We start from the raw sequence: 14,157 nt of genomic DNA on the forward strand, positions 1-14,157 counted from the left end.
GTCATCGCCGCGGCATGATACACGCAAGGGTTGCGGTTGTCGGTATTGGGCTATATATTTGTGAAGTTGTGTGTTCGGCATGTCGGGCAAAACCGGCGGTCGAACGCGTGAAAGACTTGAAACATCAAGGTTTAAGGGAGTCCATCATGGCAGCTCGTTGCGCAGTGTGCGGTAAGGGTCCGCAGACCGGTTACACCGTATCTCATTCGCACCGTCGTACCAAGCGTACCTTCCGCCCGAACCTGCAGTCTGTGCGCACCACCATCGACGGCGAGAACACTCGCCTGCGCGTGTGCGGCAAGTGCCTCAAGGCTGGCAAGGTTCAGCGCGTGGCCGCGTGAATCACGTATTGACGTCTGCAAAACCCGCTTAGCTTCGGCTGAGCGGGTTTTGTTTTAATAGAATGGGCCGCTATGAGCATTACGTTGAGCACCGCACTGGCATCGCTGATCACCAATAAGCGACGAGTGTCCGCGCTCAAATCGCTGGGCGTAACCACGGTGGGGGAGGCTCTGACCTATTTCCCGTTCCGCGTCACCGACCCGGTACGTTTGCAAACGCTTCGTCAAGCACAAATCGGCCAGCAGATGGCATTTGTGGCCACTGTGCGTGATGTGCGTGTGGTGCCCGGCCGCATGCTGCGCGTAATCGCCACTGTTGATGATGTCGACTTCGCTCGCACGCATAATATGCCCGGTGGCACTGCTCAACTCACATTCTTCGGCGGGCGTAAAAACTATATCGACTGGGTGAGCATGCGGCTTAAATCCAGTCCGATCTTGGTGGTCTCCGGCGTGCCAAGCGAATATATGGGGCAGCTGCAGTTCACTCATCCTGATTTTCTGACAGTGGCTCCGCCTGAGTTCGCAGCCGCAAACCAGCAACACATGGGCGCAAAGCTTAAATATGACGCCGATTCTATTGACGAAGCAGTTCTGCGCGTCACCCGCCCGCGTCCGGTCTATCATGCCAGTTCGCGCATATCCTCCGAGCATATTCATGAAACGATTCTGAATCTTCTATGGATGATGGGTGCGCGCACCTCGGCTTCGCAGGCTGCTCTAGTGCCGCCGTCTACCAGCAGTATTGCTGTGCAGCCGGAGGAGGGAATTGCGGCAGGTGGAATGATTGCTCAGCCAGAAGATACAGCTGCGGGCAATCCGGAAAATTCGGCAGCAGTTGGCACATTGGCTCAAGCTATCCCCGATATTCTGCCTGAATCAGTTCGTGCGGTCAAAAACCTCATGCATAGGGCCGAGGCATTCCTCGCTATCCATGATCCCGATTCACGAGGCCGATTCAATGAAGCCATCGCAACATTGCGCTATGAGGAAGCTTTCATTTCTCAGGTCTCGCTGTTAAAGGCCCGGTCTCATGCGCATAAGTCGGCGGCTCACTCCTGCCCCCTAGGTGATGCGACAGCCAATACCGCAGCAAATACGGCGGAAGGTGGCAGAGATGTGCATAATCTCCGCGACCAGTTCATCAGCGCCCTGCCATTCGCCCTCACTGCTGGCCAGCGGCAGGTAATCGATGACATTGCAGCCGATTTGTCCCGCGATTGGCCAATGCAGCGCTTGTTACAAGGCGAAGTGGGCTCCGGCAAAACCGTGGTGGCGCTTGCCGCCATGCTGCAAGCTGTAGGTGCCGGATACCAGGCCGTGCTCGTGGCGCCGACTCAGGTGCTGGCCGAGCAGCATGCTGAAACCATTGGCAGGATGGTGGCAGGCCTCAAACCGGAAGTGCCGGTCACGCTCCTGACCGGTGGCATGAAACTTGCCGCGCGCCGCAAAGCATTGGCCGCAGCCGCCAGTGGTGAACCCGGCATTATCGTGGCCACGCATGCAGCCTTCTCCAAAACCTTCCAAGCTCCGCATCTGGCTCTAGTGGTGATTGATGAGCAGCATCGTTTCGGCGTGGAACAGCGTGAAAGTCTCAACGCCAAAACCGATGACGGCACCACGCCGCATCTGTTGGTGATGACCGCCACGCCAATTCCACGCACCGCCGCCATGACTTGGTTCGGCGACCTCGACATCTCCTGGCTTACCGAGCTGCCCGGCGGCCGCAAGCCGATTCGCACGGTGGTGGTGAACGAAGCCGATGCGCCCACAATGGTGCGCATGTTACAACACATCCGTGCGCGCGTCGACGCGGGGGAGCGGGCCTACATCGTCTGCCCTCGTATTGATGAGGACAATGATGCGGATGCGGCAGCTGGCAAACGCAAACAGAGCGACGCCGAAAGTATCGGTATCGATAATCCTTACGAAACCTATGACGACAACGGTGAGGCCGAGGCCCGCCCGCCGCTGCACTCGGTGGAGGAGATCGCCGGGCGACTGCAAAAACTCCCGCAGTTTGCCGGTATCCAGTTCGCCACGCTGACCGGACGCGATAAAGACGATGTCAAAACTCAAGTCATGGCTGATTTCGCAGCTGGCAAAACGCCGATCTTGGTATCCACTACGGTGATTGAAGTTGGCGTGGACGTGAAACAGGCCAGCTGCATCGTGATTTTCGATGCCGATCGCTATGGCCTCTCTCAGTTGCACCAGTTGCGCGGACGCGTAGGCCGAGGTGGCACCAGCTCGTGGGCGTTCCTGATTTCCCGTGCCGAATCCGGATCGATTGCCGAGCAGCGACTCGAGGTCATCCATAATTCGCTTGATGGTGCCGAAATCGCCCAAGCTGACCTGGAATTCCGTGGTGCCGGCGATGTGCTGGGCGACGCTCAATCCGGTGGTAAGTCAAGCCTGAAACTGCTGCGCGTGGTCAAGGATGCGGACATGATTGCCGATGCACGCGCTCGGGCCGAACGAGTGCTGGTTGCTGACCCGGAGCTCACGAACGAAGTGCAACTGGCCGGAGCGGTACTCGATTTCACGCGTGGCAACGAAACCTTCCTGACCTCCAACTGAGACCGTAACGCGCCAGTTTACGCAAACTCACTACGGTGTGGGCCAGTCTACCTACACAAGGAGGGCCCATGAGCGAGACTGTGCGCGATGCGTTGTTTGTAGTCGTGCTATTCGCGGCGAACGTGATTCAGGCAATCACCGGATTCGCAGGAACCGTGCTTGCCATGCCGTTCTCCATGCTGCTGCTCGGTACCGATACCGCCAAAGTAGTACTGAATATCACCACATTATTGGCATGTTTATGGCTCGGTGTGCAGCACCATGCACATATTCGCTGGCGTATTCTTGCTGAGATGGTGGGGCTTATGGCTATCGGCATGGCGGCCGGCGTAGCACTCTATGTAGTGCTGCCTCTCGACCCGTTGCAGAAGGCCTATGGCGTGTTCATCATCGTGATTGCGTTGAAAAATCTGATATGGCCGTCTCATGCGGAGCCGCCGCACTGGCTGCTTGTCATCATCGTGTTGTTGGCCGGTGTGATTCATGGCATGTTCATCTCCGGTGGTGCGCTACTGGTGATTTACGCTGCGGTGCGACTCAAAGACAAGAATGAATTCCGCGCCACGATGGCATGCGTATGGGTGGCGCTGAACTCGGTGCTGGCTGTGCAACAAGGGGTGTCCGGTGTAATGACGCCACATGCGTTAATGCTCACCGCGGTGTCGATTCCGCCGCTGATTGTGGCGATTGCCATCGGCAACCATCTGCAAAAGCAGGTGAGCCAGCAGGCTTTCCTGAAACTCACCTATGTGCTGCTGGTGATTTCCGGCGCCTCGATTGTGCTATAGCGGAGAGGAGCTGCTATGACCGTCCGATTGAAGGAATTAGTGGAGCAGGCCGCCGATAAGGATATGGTGCTGGTGGCTGGCAAAGGCGGGCTCGAACGGCCGGTGAGTTGGGTGCACATGGTCGAAAACGAGGAGATTGCAGGCTTCCTCGAGGGGCAAGAAATCGCCTTTACCACCGGCATCGGCTTGGAAACTCAGGAAGATCTCTACCCGCTGGTCAAAAGTGCCTATGCTTCTGGAGCTACCGGTGTGGTAGTGAATATCGGCCCGTTCATCCACCAAATCAGCCCAGATACGATTCGGTTCTGCGATAAGCATGATTTCCCGCTATTCAAAGTGCCGTGGAGCGTGCACATGGCGCAGATCATGCACAGCTTCAGCTTGGCCATCACGATGAGCGAGAAGCATAGCATGGAGCTGGCAGCCGCTCTGGAGAACGCCATCTTCCACCCGGATCGCGAGGAAATGTACCTTGAATACCTCGAACAATCCGGATTTGGCAAGGACTGGAACTATTGCGTCACCGTGTTCAGCGCGTGCGGAGAAACGAGCGGTCATGACGCCGAACGCATCGCCAAATACTCGCGTGAAGCCGAATCGTTGATTACGTCGAACCAGTGGCGTGTGGCCGTGGCGCATATCGAAGAGCGTCTTGTACTGGTGTTTGCTCGGTATACAGCTGAGCAGGTGGAAATGATGGTGCGTGAAATCATCGCTGCGATACGCAGTCGCGGAGTGATTCTTGAACGCACATACATTGGTGTCGGCAAAGTCACTAGATCCGCTCGTTGCATTGGCAAAAGCTATAATCAGGCACTCAAATTGGAACGATTGCAGCATCTGCGCGGGCGCGTGGGCGAGGTTGCGCTCTACGACAATTCAGGTATCGATAAACTGTTGCTTGCCGTTTCAGATCGTGCGATTTTGGAAGATTACTATCAAGACAGCATTGGGCCACTGGTGGAATACGACCGTGTGAACGGTACCGATTTGACCGAAACGCTGCATGCGTACTTCCAGTTCTCCGGCTCGGTCAAGGAGACTGCAGCCAGCATGTTTGTGCACCGCAACACCGTGAGCTACAAACTCAACAAAATCGAAGACATTCTGGGTGTAAGTTTGTCTGATTTTCGTACGCGCGAGTTCCTTTCTGTGGGATTGCAAGTGCGCGAGATTCTTGATTGCTAGGAGTGTGATTGTGCTGGAGCACAATCATCTTTAGGTTCTGCAATATAGAACGGCAGCGCGTTCGCTCATAGACTGCAAAGCAATCACGGAATCCACAAGGATTTCATGCAGTCGCCGAACGGATGACATGCGGAACCAAATGTTTCGATTGTGTATCGTGCACATTTCTTTCTCTCACATCGTCTCATCCATTCGGCTCACCAAAGCCCCTAAGAAAGGATGAGACGATGAGCGAATCACTGGCAACCAAGGAACTGACCGGCGAAGAAGTTGCTGAACTGCACCGCGAGTATGTGATGCAATCCTGGCACAAGCAGGGCGAGCCGGTGATGCCGGTCAAGTCCGCTAAGGGCATCTACGTTTACGACTATGACGGCAACAAGTACGCCGATATGTCGTCCCTGCTGGTGTGTTCCAACCTCGGCCACGAACTGCCGGAGATTGTGGACGCCATCAAGGATCAGGCCAGCAAGATGTGCTTCATGGCACCGGCCTATGCCTCTGAGCCGAAGTCCAAGCTCGCCAAGATGATCGTCGACCTTGCCGGCAACGACTTCTACCAGCGCGTATTCTTCACCAACGGCGGCGCTGATTCCAACGAAAACGCCATCAAGATGGCCCGCATGGTCACCGGCCGCCAGAAGATCTTCAGCTGCTACCGCTCCTACCACGGCTCCACCTTGGGTGCATCCTTTGCTTCCGGCGACTGGCGTCGTTTCGCCACTGAAGCCGGCGGCGCAGCCCCGAGCTTCGTGCACTTCATGAACCCGAACATGTACGAGGACGGCTTCAACCGTGGTGAGGATGACGAGAAGGTTACGGCCCTGTACTTGAAGCGCCTTGAAGATCAGCTCATCTACGAGAACCCGGATGACGTGGCCGCCATCCTGATGGAATCCATCGTTGGCGCCAACGGTGTGATTTTGCCGCCGAAGGGCTACATGGAAGGCGTTCGTGCCCTATGCGACAAGTATGGCATCCTGATGATTTGCGACGAGGTCATGGCAGGCTGGTGCCGCACCGGCAAGATGTTCGCCTGGCAGAACTTCGACATCAAGCCTGATATCTTCACCTTCGCCAAGGGCGTTACCTGCGGTTACGTGCCGCTGGGAGGCGTGGTGGTCTCCAAGCGGATTTCCGACTACTTCACCGATCACGTACTGCAGTGCGGCCTGACCTACTCCGGCCACACGCTGGCCTGCGCCGCCGGCGTCGCCGCAGTCAACTACTACGTCGAGCATGATATCGCCGGCCACGTCAAGGAGATGGAAGGCATTTTGAAGCCATTCCTCGAAGAGATGGAAGCCAAGCACAAGTGCGTAGGCGAATCCCGCTGCATCGGTCTGTTCTCCGCCATGACCATCGTCAAGAACAAGGAAACCCGCGAGCTGATGAGCCCGTACCACACCGCCAACCCGGTGATGGGCAAGATCATGGGTGCCCTGAAAGACAAGGGCTTCCTGACCTTCGGCCGTGAAACCAACGTGAACATCTGCCCGCCGCTGACCATCACCGCTGAAGAGCTCAAGGCCGAACTGCCCAAGGTGGACGAAGTCCTGACCTGGGTCGACGAAAACTTCTGCGATTGACCGCCTGCTCGCGCTGGGAAAGGAAACATCATGCTTTGGGATTATCAACAGCCGGTAGCTATTCGCTTCGGCAATGGTCGCGTTCGAGAAATCAAGGATGTGGCCGCTTCGATGGGCTTGACTGAAGGCGGCTTGCTCGTTTCAGAACATCTCTTCGCACAAAACGGCACTGCAGAGAAAATCGTTAAGGACTCCGAAGGAGCCATCAGTGAGATCTTCTCCGACTTCTCGCCGAACCCGGACGTTACTGAAGTGGACAAGGCTGCGGCCCTGATTCGCGAAAAGCACCTGAAATTCGTCGTGGCGATGGGCGGTGGCAGTGCAATGGACCTCGCCAAGTCAGCGGCCAGCATCGCATTGACCAACGATTCCATAGCCGAATACCACGGCACCGGTAAGGCCATGCCGCAGGAGCATCTGCCGATTATCGCAGTGCCCACCACAGCAGGCACCGGCTCAGAAGTCACTTGCGTATCCGTGCTCACCAATCGTGCGCTCGGCAAGAAAGCACCGATCGTCTCTGACGGCTTCTTCCCATCCGTGGCCATCATCGACCCGGAACTCACCTACTCGGTGCCACCGCACGTCACCGCATCGACCGGTATGGACGTGCTGAGCCAGGCAATCGAAGGCTACTGGAGTAAAGGCCATCAGCCGATCTGCGACGCCTGCGCCATCCACGCGGCACCGCTGGTCTTCAAATACCTGCCCATCGCTGTGGCCGAACCGAACAACGCCGAGGCTCGTCAAAAAATGTGCGAGGCGTCAGTGATTGCAGGTCTCGCTTTCACGCTGCCGAAGACCACATCCTCGCACGCCTGCTCCTTCCCGCTGACCAATATTCACGGCATTCCGCACGGTGAGGCTTGTGGCTTGACGCTTGATTGGTTCGCCCGCATCAACAAGAATGCCCAGCATGGCCGCGTGCAGGAGTTCGCTCGCGCCATCGGCTTTGAAGACGTCGATGCAATGGCCGACGCCATCCATGAACTCAAGGTCAAGGTGGGTCTGCGTACCGGATTGAAGGATCTCAACCTGAACGCCGAGCAGATCGCCGACCTGGTGCGCATCAGCCGCCATCCGAACCTGTACAACAACCCAGTCGAAATCACCGATGAGATGCTCCAGGACATGTACGAGCACCTCGCCGCCACCGACTGATCGCCGCGGAACCGGTAAACGGCATCTACAACCAACACGCAAGGAGACGATGATGGCAACGATCTACACTGGCGGCACAATCCGCACGATGACTGCGCCCGATGCAACCGCTCAGGCACTGCTCACGGATGACCGCGGCTGCATCGCCTTCGTGGGAAGCCTTGATGAAGCCCGCAATCGCGCACAGTCCATGATTACTGTGGGTGGACGTGTTCCTCAGGAGCACGACCTTGCCGGAGCCTGTCTGATGCCAGGCTTCATCGACTCCCATTCGCATTTCGCCGGCATGGGTCAGCGTCTGACGGACGCCGACCTGGCCGGCTGTGCCGATTTTGCCGAAATCGGCACCCGACTCAAGACTTTTCTGGCTGCACATCCACTGCCCGCAGGCGGTGTGCTGCACGGCTTCAATTATGATCAAAACGAGCTGGCTGAAGGCGTGCACCCCGACCGCCACGTACTCGATGCCATGCTCGGTGATGTGCCGACGGTCATCTCCCACGTATCCGGGCATGTGATCATCGTCAACACCGCACTGTTGAAGCTCATTGGCCTCGACCTGGATGCCGAAGCGCCAACCGGTGGCGTGTACGGCAAGGATACGGATGGCAAACTCAACGGCTACTTCGCCGAAACGCCTGCAATCATGCCGATTCTGATGTATCCGGCGGTCATGCCAAGCCAAGGCGTCGAAGACCTGGCCGATGCCATCCAGAACGATTACGCATCCCACGGCATCACCACCTGCCAGGATGGTGCCACCGCACCCGGATACGCCGAACGATTCGTCAAACTCGCCGAAAATCACCAGCTGAAGCTTGATCTGACCTGCTACCCCATGATGGGGCAGGATCTGGATGCCGTATTCGAATCCGTTGGCTCCTATGCCAGCGGTGGCACCAGCGAGGGCATCCAATATCTGAATCATCTGCGCTTCGGTGGCGTGAAACTGTTCGTGGACGGATCCCCGCAGGCGCGAGGCGCTTGGCTTTCCGAACCTTACGAGCCGCTGCCGGCATCTGCAAAAGCCAGCGAGCCGGCCGGCTACCGAGGCGCGGGCATCCTTAGCGACGAGGCCATGCGTGCATTCCTCGACCATGCGCTCGAACGCGGCTGGAAGGTCATGGCGCATTGCAACGGCGATGCCGCCAGCGAACAATTCCTCACCCAATACACCGCCGCCTACCGTGCCAGCAGCAAACCCGACAAATTCGATCTGCGCCCGGTGATGGTCCACTGCCAACTCACCCGCAACGATCAGTACGCGCGCATGGCAGCCGTGCACATGATTCCCTCGATATTCGTCTCCCACTGCTGGTTCTGGGGTGACGCGCACATCAAAAACTTGGGATTCGAGCGGGCCTCCCGCATTTCCGCAGTGCATGACGCACTTGACTACAATCTTCCTTTCACTTTCCACACCGATTCACCCATTGTGCCGCCGGATCTCATCTTCGCGGCATGGTGCGCCATGACCCGCGTTACCAAGCACGGTGTTGAGCTCGATCAGGCGCAATGCGTCGGTGCATGGGAGGCTTTCAGCGCCATCACGCGCAATGCGGCCTACCAATACGGCGAAGAAGCGCGCAAAGGCACTCTGGAAGCCGGCAAACTCGCCGATCTCACGATTCTTGACGCGGACCCGCTGGCCGCGTCGGCGGATAAGGCCGAAGCTGCGGCCAAAGTCCGCGAACTCAACGTACTCGAAACCATCAAGGAAGGAACCACGGTTTGGACAGCGTGATTGCCGTGCGCGGATAACAGCGAGCACGGCGCAAGACCAAGAGAGGCATCGTCATGGGAAAGACACACAACAGCAAGTCAGCATCGGCGGATGGCAGTAGTACTGCTGTCGTCAGACCATTCGGCTGGCGAGACAAAATCGGATACATGTGCGGCGATTTCGGCACGGACTTCATGTTCGTGTTCGCCGGCACCTGGTTCATGATCTTCTACACCAAGGTCATGGGCATCCCCGGTACCATCGTCGGCACCTTGTTCCTGCTGGCGCGCGTGCTCGACGCGGTGATGGACGTGACCGTCGGCGTGGTAGTGGACCGTTCCAAAGACCATCCGGGCGGCAAATTCCGTGTGACCATGATGCGATTCACCGCACCGCTCGTGATCCTCTCCTTCCTCATGTACCAGACGTTCGCCATTGATGCCGCCATGTGGGTCAAGATTGTCTACATGTCCGTGACCTACGTGGTGTGGTGCTTCTTCTACTCCTGCGTCAACATCCCGTTCGGCTCCCTGGCCTCCACCATTTCCGCCGAAGCAGACGACCGCACCAGCCTGTCCACCATGCGCAGCATGGGTGGCACTATCGGCGGCTTGATTCTCGGCATTGTGGCACCAATCGTGATTTACCAGAAGGTGGACGGTCATCAGGTCATCCGTGGTGGCGACGGCACACATATCTTCGCCATCGTGGCTGCAGTAGTATCCATTGCCGCATTCATCGGCTACCTGATCTGCTACTTCAACGTAACCGAACGCGTGCATCCCGACCCTGATCAGAACGCCAAGGAAGGCGAGAAGCGCTCGCCTGTGCACATGATTGCCAACGCGTTCTCCTCCCGTTCGATGCTGGGTATCGTGGCCGCCGCCCTGTGCTTGCTGGTGGCGCAGCTGTTCAGCAACCAGCTGATGACCTACGTGTACACCGACGTGTTCGGTTCGGCGGCGCTCGCCTCCATCTCCGGCCTGCTCGGCACGGCGGTGATGTTCCTGGTAGTGCCGTTCGTCAAGCCTTTGACTCGACGCTTCGGCCGCAAGTCCATCTGCGCGTTCGCCTCAGCGCTGGGCGCTGTCTCCATGCTGCTGCTGTTCGTGATTCAAACCCGCAGCGGCATCGTGTTCCTCGTTGGCGCAGTGTTCATGTACTTCGCGCTGATGGGCTTCAACTTGGTGATCTGGGCCATGATCACCGATGTGATCGACGATATCGAAGTCACACGTGACACTCGTGAGGAAGCCACCTGCTTCTCCTGCTACTCGTTCGCCCGCAAGATCGGCCAGGCAGTGGCCGGTGAGCTGGCCGGCCTGTCGCTCGACTGGGTCGGCTACCAATCCGGTGCCACAGCAGTGCAATCGGCGGCCACCAAGACCGCGCTCTACAATGTGGCGACCCTGGTGCCCGGCGTATTCTTCCTGCTCACCTTTGTGTGCCTGGTGATTATCTACCCGTTAAGCCGTGACCGAGTGCTCTACAACGTGGAGGTGCTACGCGTCAAGCGCAAGGGCATCACCGGCGAAGAAGCTCGCCTGCTCGTCAAGTACGAGGGCATCACCCCGACCGGCACCGCGCCGGAAGGCAGCACCATCGAATGGCCTGACTTCCATGAGCTCGAACGTGCACGTGAACTCTCCGCCCGTACCGGAATCGCGATTCGCGATCCGCAGGCAGAGGCGTCGACGCATATCGAACAGTAATGCCGCCGGCAAGATTCGTGAACGAATGTGAACACTAAGGAGAGACGATATGAGTGAAGCGACAACACCGAATCCGGATACGCCAGTCGTGGCGGGAACCGCGGTGGCCGGCACATCAATTGTGGAAGGTGCGGCTACCGCCAAGCGCAAACCGATGCCGGCATGGATGAAGTCGAAGAAAATCCAGCCGATTATCTCGCTGGTGTTGCTGATTGCCGTATGGTGGGGTGTCACCTCGGCAGGTCTGATCAATTCGTTGTATCTGCCTGGCCCGAAAGCCGTATGGGATGCATTCATCGAGGCAAACAGCTGCCGCCCGGCATCAGCTGGTTCCTCACGTATCGTCTGCGGTGAGCAGCAGTACTTCCTCTGGCAGCATCTCGTAGTCTCGCTGGAACGCATCGGCATCGGCATGGCGTTGGGCATTGTGGTCGGCGTGCTGGTCGGCTTCATTCTGGCGGAAATCGGTTGGTTGAACCGCATCATCCTGCCGTACATCAACTTCATTCGCGCACTGCCGCCGCTCGGCTACATCGGCCTCTTGATTGTCTGGTTCGGTATCGGTGACACCACCAAGATCTGGCTGCTGTTCCTTGCCGCATTCCCGCCGATTGTGCTCGCCACCGTTGATGGCATCAACGGTGTGAACCGTGATCGCGTGAACTCCGCGCTATCGTTGGGCGCTTCCCGCCCGAAGGCGTTCCTGTTCGTCGTCTTCCCAAGCGCATTGCCCTCCATTATGAACGGCATCCGACTGGCGGTCGGCTTCGCTTGGACCACCGTGGTGGCCGCCGAACTTAACAATGGTATCCCCGGTATCGGCGCGCTCGCCTATCTCTCCGGCACCGAACTCAATACGCCACTGACCATCGCCTGCATCTTCGTGATCGGCATCGCGGCCCTGCTGCTCGACTGGCTGATTCTCGGCATCACCCATCTGGTGACCCCGTGGGTGGGCAAGGAATAGGTGCCGTTGTGATGACGAATCCTCTCAGCTCCCCCTGTGAGGGGAGCTACCGGCAAAGCCGACTGAGGGGTAGTCATATGGAGTGCGCGACATCAACGTTGTACGTCGTAAGAGAGGAATCGAACATGCGTGAAACAACCCGTGAAACAGTCCGTAAGATTGGTGCATTGCTGGTATCCGCTACAGTACTCACTAGCCTTGCCGGCTGCGGCAAAATGCCCACCGCCGACGAACTGGTCGGCAACACCTCGGGCGCAGCCGTAACTGACTGCCCAGTGTCATCAGCCAAGAACGAGGACTTCAAAGGTACCATCCGCATCGCGTGGCAGGCCATTCCGAACGCGGACCTGATTGTCAAAGATAAGGGACTGTTGGAAGCCTGTTTGCCGAACGCCACTATCCAATGGAGTCAATTCAACTCCGGTGGTGATGTGATTCAGGCGTTCGGCTCGAACTCACTGGATATCGGCTTGGCTGGCTCCTCGCCGGCCGTGCGTGCGGCATCGGCCCCGCTGAACCTGCCGGTCAAAGTGGTGTGGATTCATGACATCATCGGTGACGCTGAATCTCTGGTGGCCCACGGTGGTGACTACAAGTCCATTAAAGATCTTGCCGGCAAGAACATCGCCGTACCATTTGGTTCTACCTCGCACTTCTCGCTGCTTTCCGCATTGCACAATGCTGGCATGAACGAAACCAGCGTGAACCTCATCAACCTTGACCCGGACAAGATGTCCGCCGCGTGGACCCGCGGCGAAATCGATGCGGCCTGGGTGTGGGATCCGGTCTTGAGCAAGCTGAAGGCGGACGGCGGCGCCATCGTGACCTCCAGCGCGGCCACTGCAAAATCCGGTTCCGCCACATACGATATGGAGCTTGCTACCGACGCGTTCATCAAGGCCAATCCGAAGGTGATGGAGACCTGGACCGCCGTGGAGAATTATGCGGCTGGGCTGATCTCCAGCAAAGAGGCGGACTCCGCGGAATCTATTTCCACGATTCTCGGCAACTCGGTGGCTGATGTGAAAAAGCAGTTCAAGGGCTACACCTACCCGCAGGCCAAGGATCAAAGCGATATCTTCCACGGCCAGCTGCCAGGCATCTTCAAGGACACCGCCGAATTCCTCAAGACCCAAGGCAGTCTGGACAAGGTAAGCGACGACTACTCCAGCGTGCTGTACACCGATGCCATCGACCAAGTGGCCAAGCAGTAGAAAGGACTTATCATGGCGAACGACAACGTACTCACCTGGGGTGAGCTCACCGAGAAGAAGACGATGGATGACCAGGGCGTGGCCGTGGATATCCGCGGTGTCAATAAGCGCTTCGTTACCCAGCAGGGCGACCATGTGACTGCTCTGCACGATATCAATCTGACCATCAACAAACACGACTTCATTTGTGTGGTCGGTCGTTCCGGTTGCGGCAAAACCACGCTGCTTAACATGCTGGCCGGATTTGAAAAGCCATCAGACGGCGAACTGATCTCCGGTGGCGTGGCCATCAACGGCCCCAGCCCGAAGCGTGGTGTGGTCTTCCAGAAGCCGCCGCTCTACCCGTGGCTCACCGTGCGCAAGAATGTGGAATTCGGCATGAAAATGCAAGGTGTTCCGGCGGGCGAGCGCAAAGAGAAGGCTGATCACTTCCTTGACTTGGTGGGGCTGGCCTCCGCTGCCGACCGCCGTCCATACGAACTCTCCGGCGGCATGCAGCAGCGTGCGCAAATTGCCCGCGTGCTCGCCACCGAGCCGGACCTGATTCTGATGGACGAACCCTATGGTGCACTGGACGCCTTGACCCGCGAGAAGCTGCAGAACGAGCTGCTGCGCATCTGGCGCGAACGTCACAGCACGGTGTTCTTCATCACCCACAGCGTGGACGAGGCCATTTTCCTGGCCACTCGCGTGATTGTGATGAGCGCGCATCCGGGAACCGTGAAAATGGATATTCCGATTACGCTCCCGCGCGACCCTGATGATCCGGACAATATGGAGAAAGTGCGTGCCATGCCGGAATTCGTGAAGCTGCGGGAGGAAATCACCCAAGCCATCTACGTCCAGGACGATCAGGAGTAGTTCACGGCACTGCGTGGGCTCCTCTTGTCAGGG

10 protein-coding genes and 2 pseudogenes are annotated in these 14,157 nt (G+C 57.8%); all 12 read left to right on the plus strand.

Annotated features, from left to right (window positions below; translation table 11 throughout):
* Nucleotides 1-146: 146 nt before the first annotated feature.
* The 12 genes and pseudogenes from rpmB to Tam1G_RS04700 all read left to right on the plus strand — a co-directional run bounded on the left by rpmB (nt 147) and on the right by Tam1G_RS04700 (nt 14,124).
* Nucleotides 147-341: a 50S ribosomal protein L28 gene (rpmB, locus tag Tam1G_RS04650; RefSeq protein WP_033890590.1), complete on the plus strand. Its 195-nt coding sequence runs from the start codon at nt 147-149 to the stop codon at nt 339-341.
* Nucleotides 342-425: 84 nt separating this feature from the next.
* Nucleotides 426-857 (plus strand): annotated as a pseudogene (locus tag Tam1G_RS12070) (ATP-dependent DNA helicase RecG); the annotation flags it as partial.
* Nucleotides 858-890: 33 nt separating this feature from the next.
* Nucleotides 891-2,921 (plus strand): annotated as a pseudogene (locus Tam1G_RS04655) (ATP-dependent DNA helicase RecG); the annotation flags it as partial.
* Between the two features lie 68 nt (nt 2,922-2,989).
* Nucleotides 2,990-3,709, plus strand: a complete 720-nt coding sequence (locus tag Tam1G_RS04660; protein WP_101625637.1) for a sulfite exporter TauE/SafE family protein — start codon at nt 2,990-2,992, stop codon at nt 3,707-3,709.
* Nucleotides 3,710-3,724: 15 nt separating this feature from the next.
* Entirely contained in the window at nt 3,725-4,897 is a 1,173-nt protein-coding gene (locus Tam1G_RS04665; protein ID WP_101625638.1) for a PucR family transcriptional regulator, read from the plus strand.
* Nucleotides 4,898-5,124: 227 nt separating this feature from the next.
* Nucleotides 5,125-6,486 carry an aminotransferase class III-fold pyridoxal phosphate-dependent enzyme gene (locus Tam1G_RS04670; RefSeq protein WP_101625639.1) on the plus strand — a complete coding sequence of 454 codons (1,362 nt, stop codon included), beginning with the start codon at nt 5,125-5,127 and terminating at the stop codon, nt 6,484-6,486.
* 30 nt (nt 6,487-6,516) lie between these two features.
* A complete protein-coding gene (locus Tam1G_RS04675; protein ID WP_101625640.1) occupies nt 6,517-7,647 on the plus strand; it encodes an iron-containing alcohol dehydrogenase family protein in 1,131 nt (376 codons plus the stop codon).
* 49 nt (nt 7,648-7,696) lie between these two features.
* Entirely contained in the window at nt 7,697-9,391 is a 1,695-nt protein-coding gene (locus tag Tam1G_RS04680; protein WP_165781905.1) for an amidohydrolase, read from the plus strand.
* 53 nt (nt 9,392-9,444) lie between these two features.
* Complete coding sequence (locus Tam1G_RS04685) at nt 9,445-11,082, plus strand: MFS transporter (RefSeq protein ID WP_101625642.1); 1,638 nt, start codon at nt 9,445-9,447, stop codon at nt 11,080-11,082.
* 49 nt (nt 11,083-11,131) lie between these two features.
* Nucleotides 11,132-12,049 (plus strand): ABC transporter permease, encoded by a 918-nt coding sequence (locus Tam1G_RS04690; protein WP_101625643.1) that lies wholly within the window; start codon nt 11,132-11,134, stop codon nt 12,047-12,049.
* A gap of 125 nt (nt 12,050-12,174) precedes the next feature.
* Complete coding sequence (locus tag Tam1G_RS04695) at nt 12,175-13,263, plus strand: taurine ABC transporter substrate-binding protein (protein WP_165781906.1); 1,089 nt, start codon at nt 12,175-12,177, stop codon at nt 13,261-13,263.
* Nucleotides 13,264-13,275: 12 nt separating this feature from the next.
* Nucleotides 13,276-14,124 carry an ABC transporter ATP-binding protein gene (locus Tam1G_RS04700; protein ID WP_207553097.1) on the plus strand — a complete coding sequence of 283 codons (849 nt, stop codon included), beginning with the start codon at nt 13,276-13,278 and terminating at the stop codon, nt 14,122-14,124.
* Nucleotides 14,125-14,157 lie beyond the last annotated feature (33 nt).

The organism is Bifidobacterium imperatoris (assembly GCF_002860405.1).
In the GTDB taxonomy this organism is placed as follows: domain Bacteria; phylum Actinomycetota; class Actinomycetes; order Actinomycetales; family Bifidobacteriaceae; genus Bifidobacterium; species Bifidobacterium imperatoris.

What these genes read in the sequence shown, in the direction of transcription:
- rpmB (WP_033890590.1), top strand. Translation starts at nt 147, where the DNA reads ATGGCAGCTCGTTGCGCAGTGTGCGGTAAGGGTCCGCAGACCGGTTAC.
- Tam1G_RS04660 (WP_101625637.1), top strand. Translation starts at nt 2,990, where the DNA reads ATGAGCGAGACTGTGCGCGATGCGTTGTTTGTAGTCGTGCTATTCGCG.
- Tam1G_RS04665 (WP_101625638.1), top strand. Translation starts at nt 3,725, where the DNA reads ATGACCGTCCGATTGAAGGAATTAGTGGAGCAGGCCGCCGATAAGGAT.
- Tam1G_RS04670 (WP_101625639.1), top strand. Translation starts at nt 5,125, where the DNA reads ATGAGCGAATCACTGGCAACCAAGGAACTGACCGGCGAAGAAGTTGCT.
- Tam1G_RS04675 (WP_101625640.1), top strand. Translation starts at nt 6,517, where the DNA reads ATGCTTTGGGATTATCAACAGCCGGTAGCTATTCGCTTCGGCAATGGT.
- Tam1G_RS04680 (WP_165781905.1), top strand. Translation starts at nt 7,697, where the DNA reads ATGATGGCAACGATCTACACTGGCGGCACAATCCGCACGATGACTGCG.
- Tam1G_RS04685 (WP_101625642.1), top strand. Translation starts at nt 9,445, where the DNA reads ATGGGAAAGACACACAACAGCAAGTCAGCATCGGCGGATGGCAGTAGT.
- Tam1G_RS04690 (WP_101625643.1), top strand. Translation starts at nt 11,132, where the DNA reads ATGAGTGAAGCGACAACACCGAATCCGGATACGCCAGTCGTGGCGGGA.
- Tam1G_RS04695 (WP_165781906.1), top strand. Translation starts at nt 12,175, where the DNA reads ATGCGTGAAACAACCCGTGAAACAGTCCGTAAGATTGGTGCATTGCTG.
- Tam1G_RS04700 (WP_207553097.1), top strand. Translation starts at nt 13,276, where the DNA reads ATGGCGAACGACAACGTACTCACCTGGGGTGAGCTCACCGAGAAGAAG.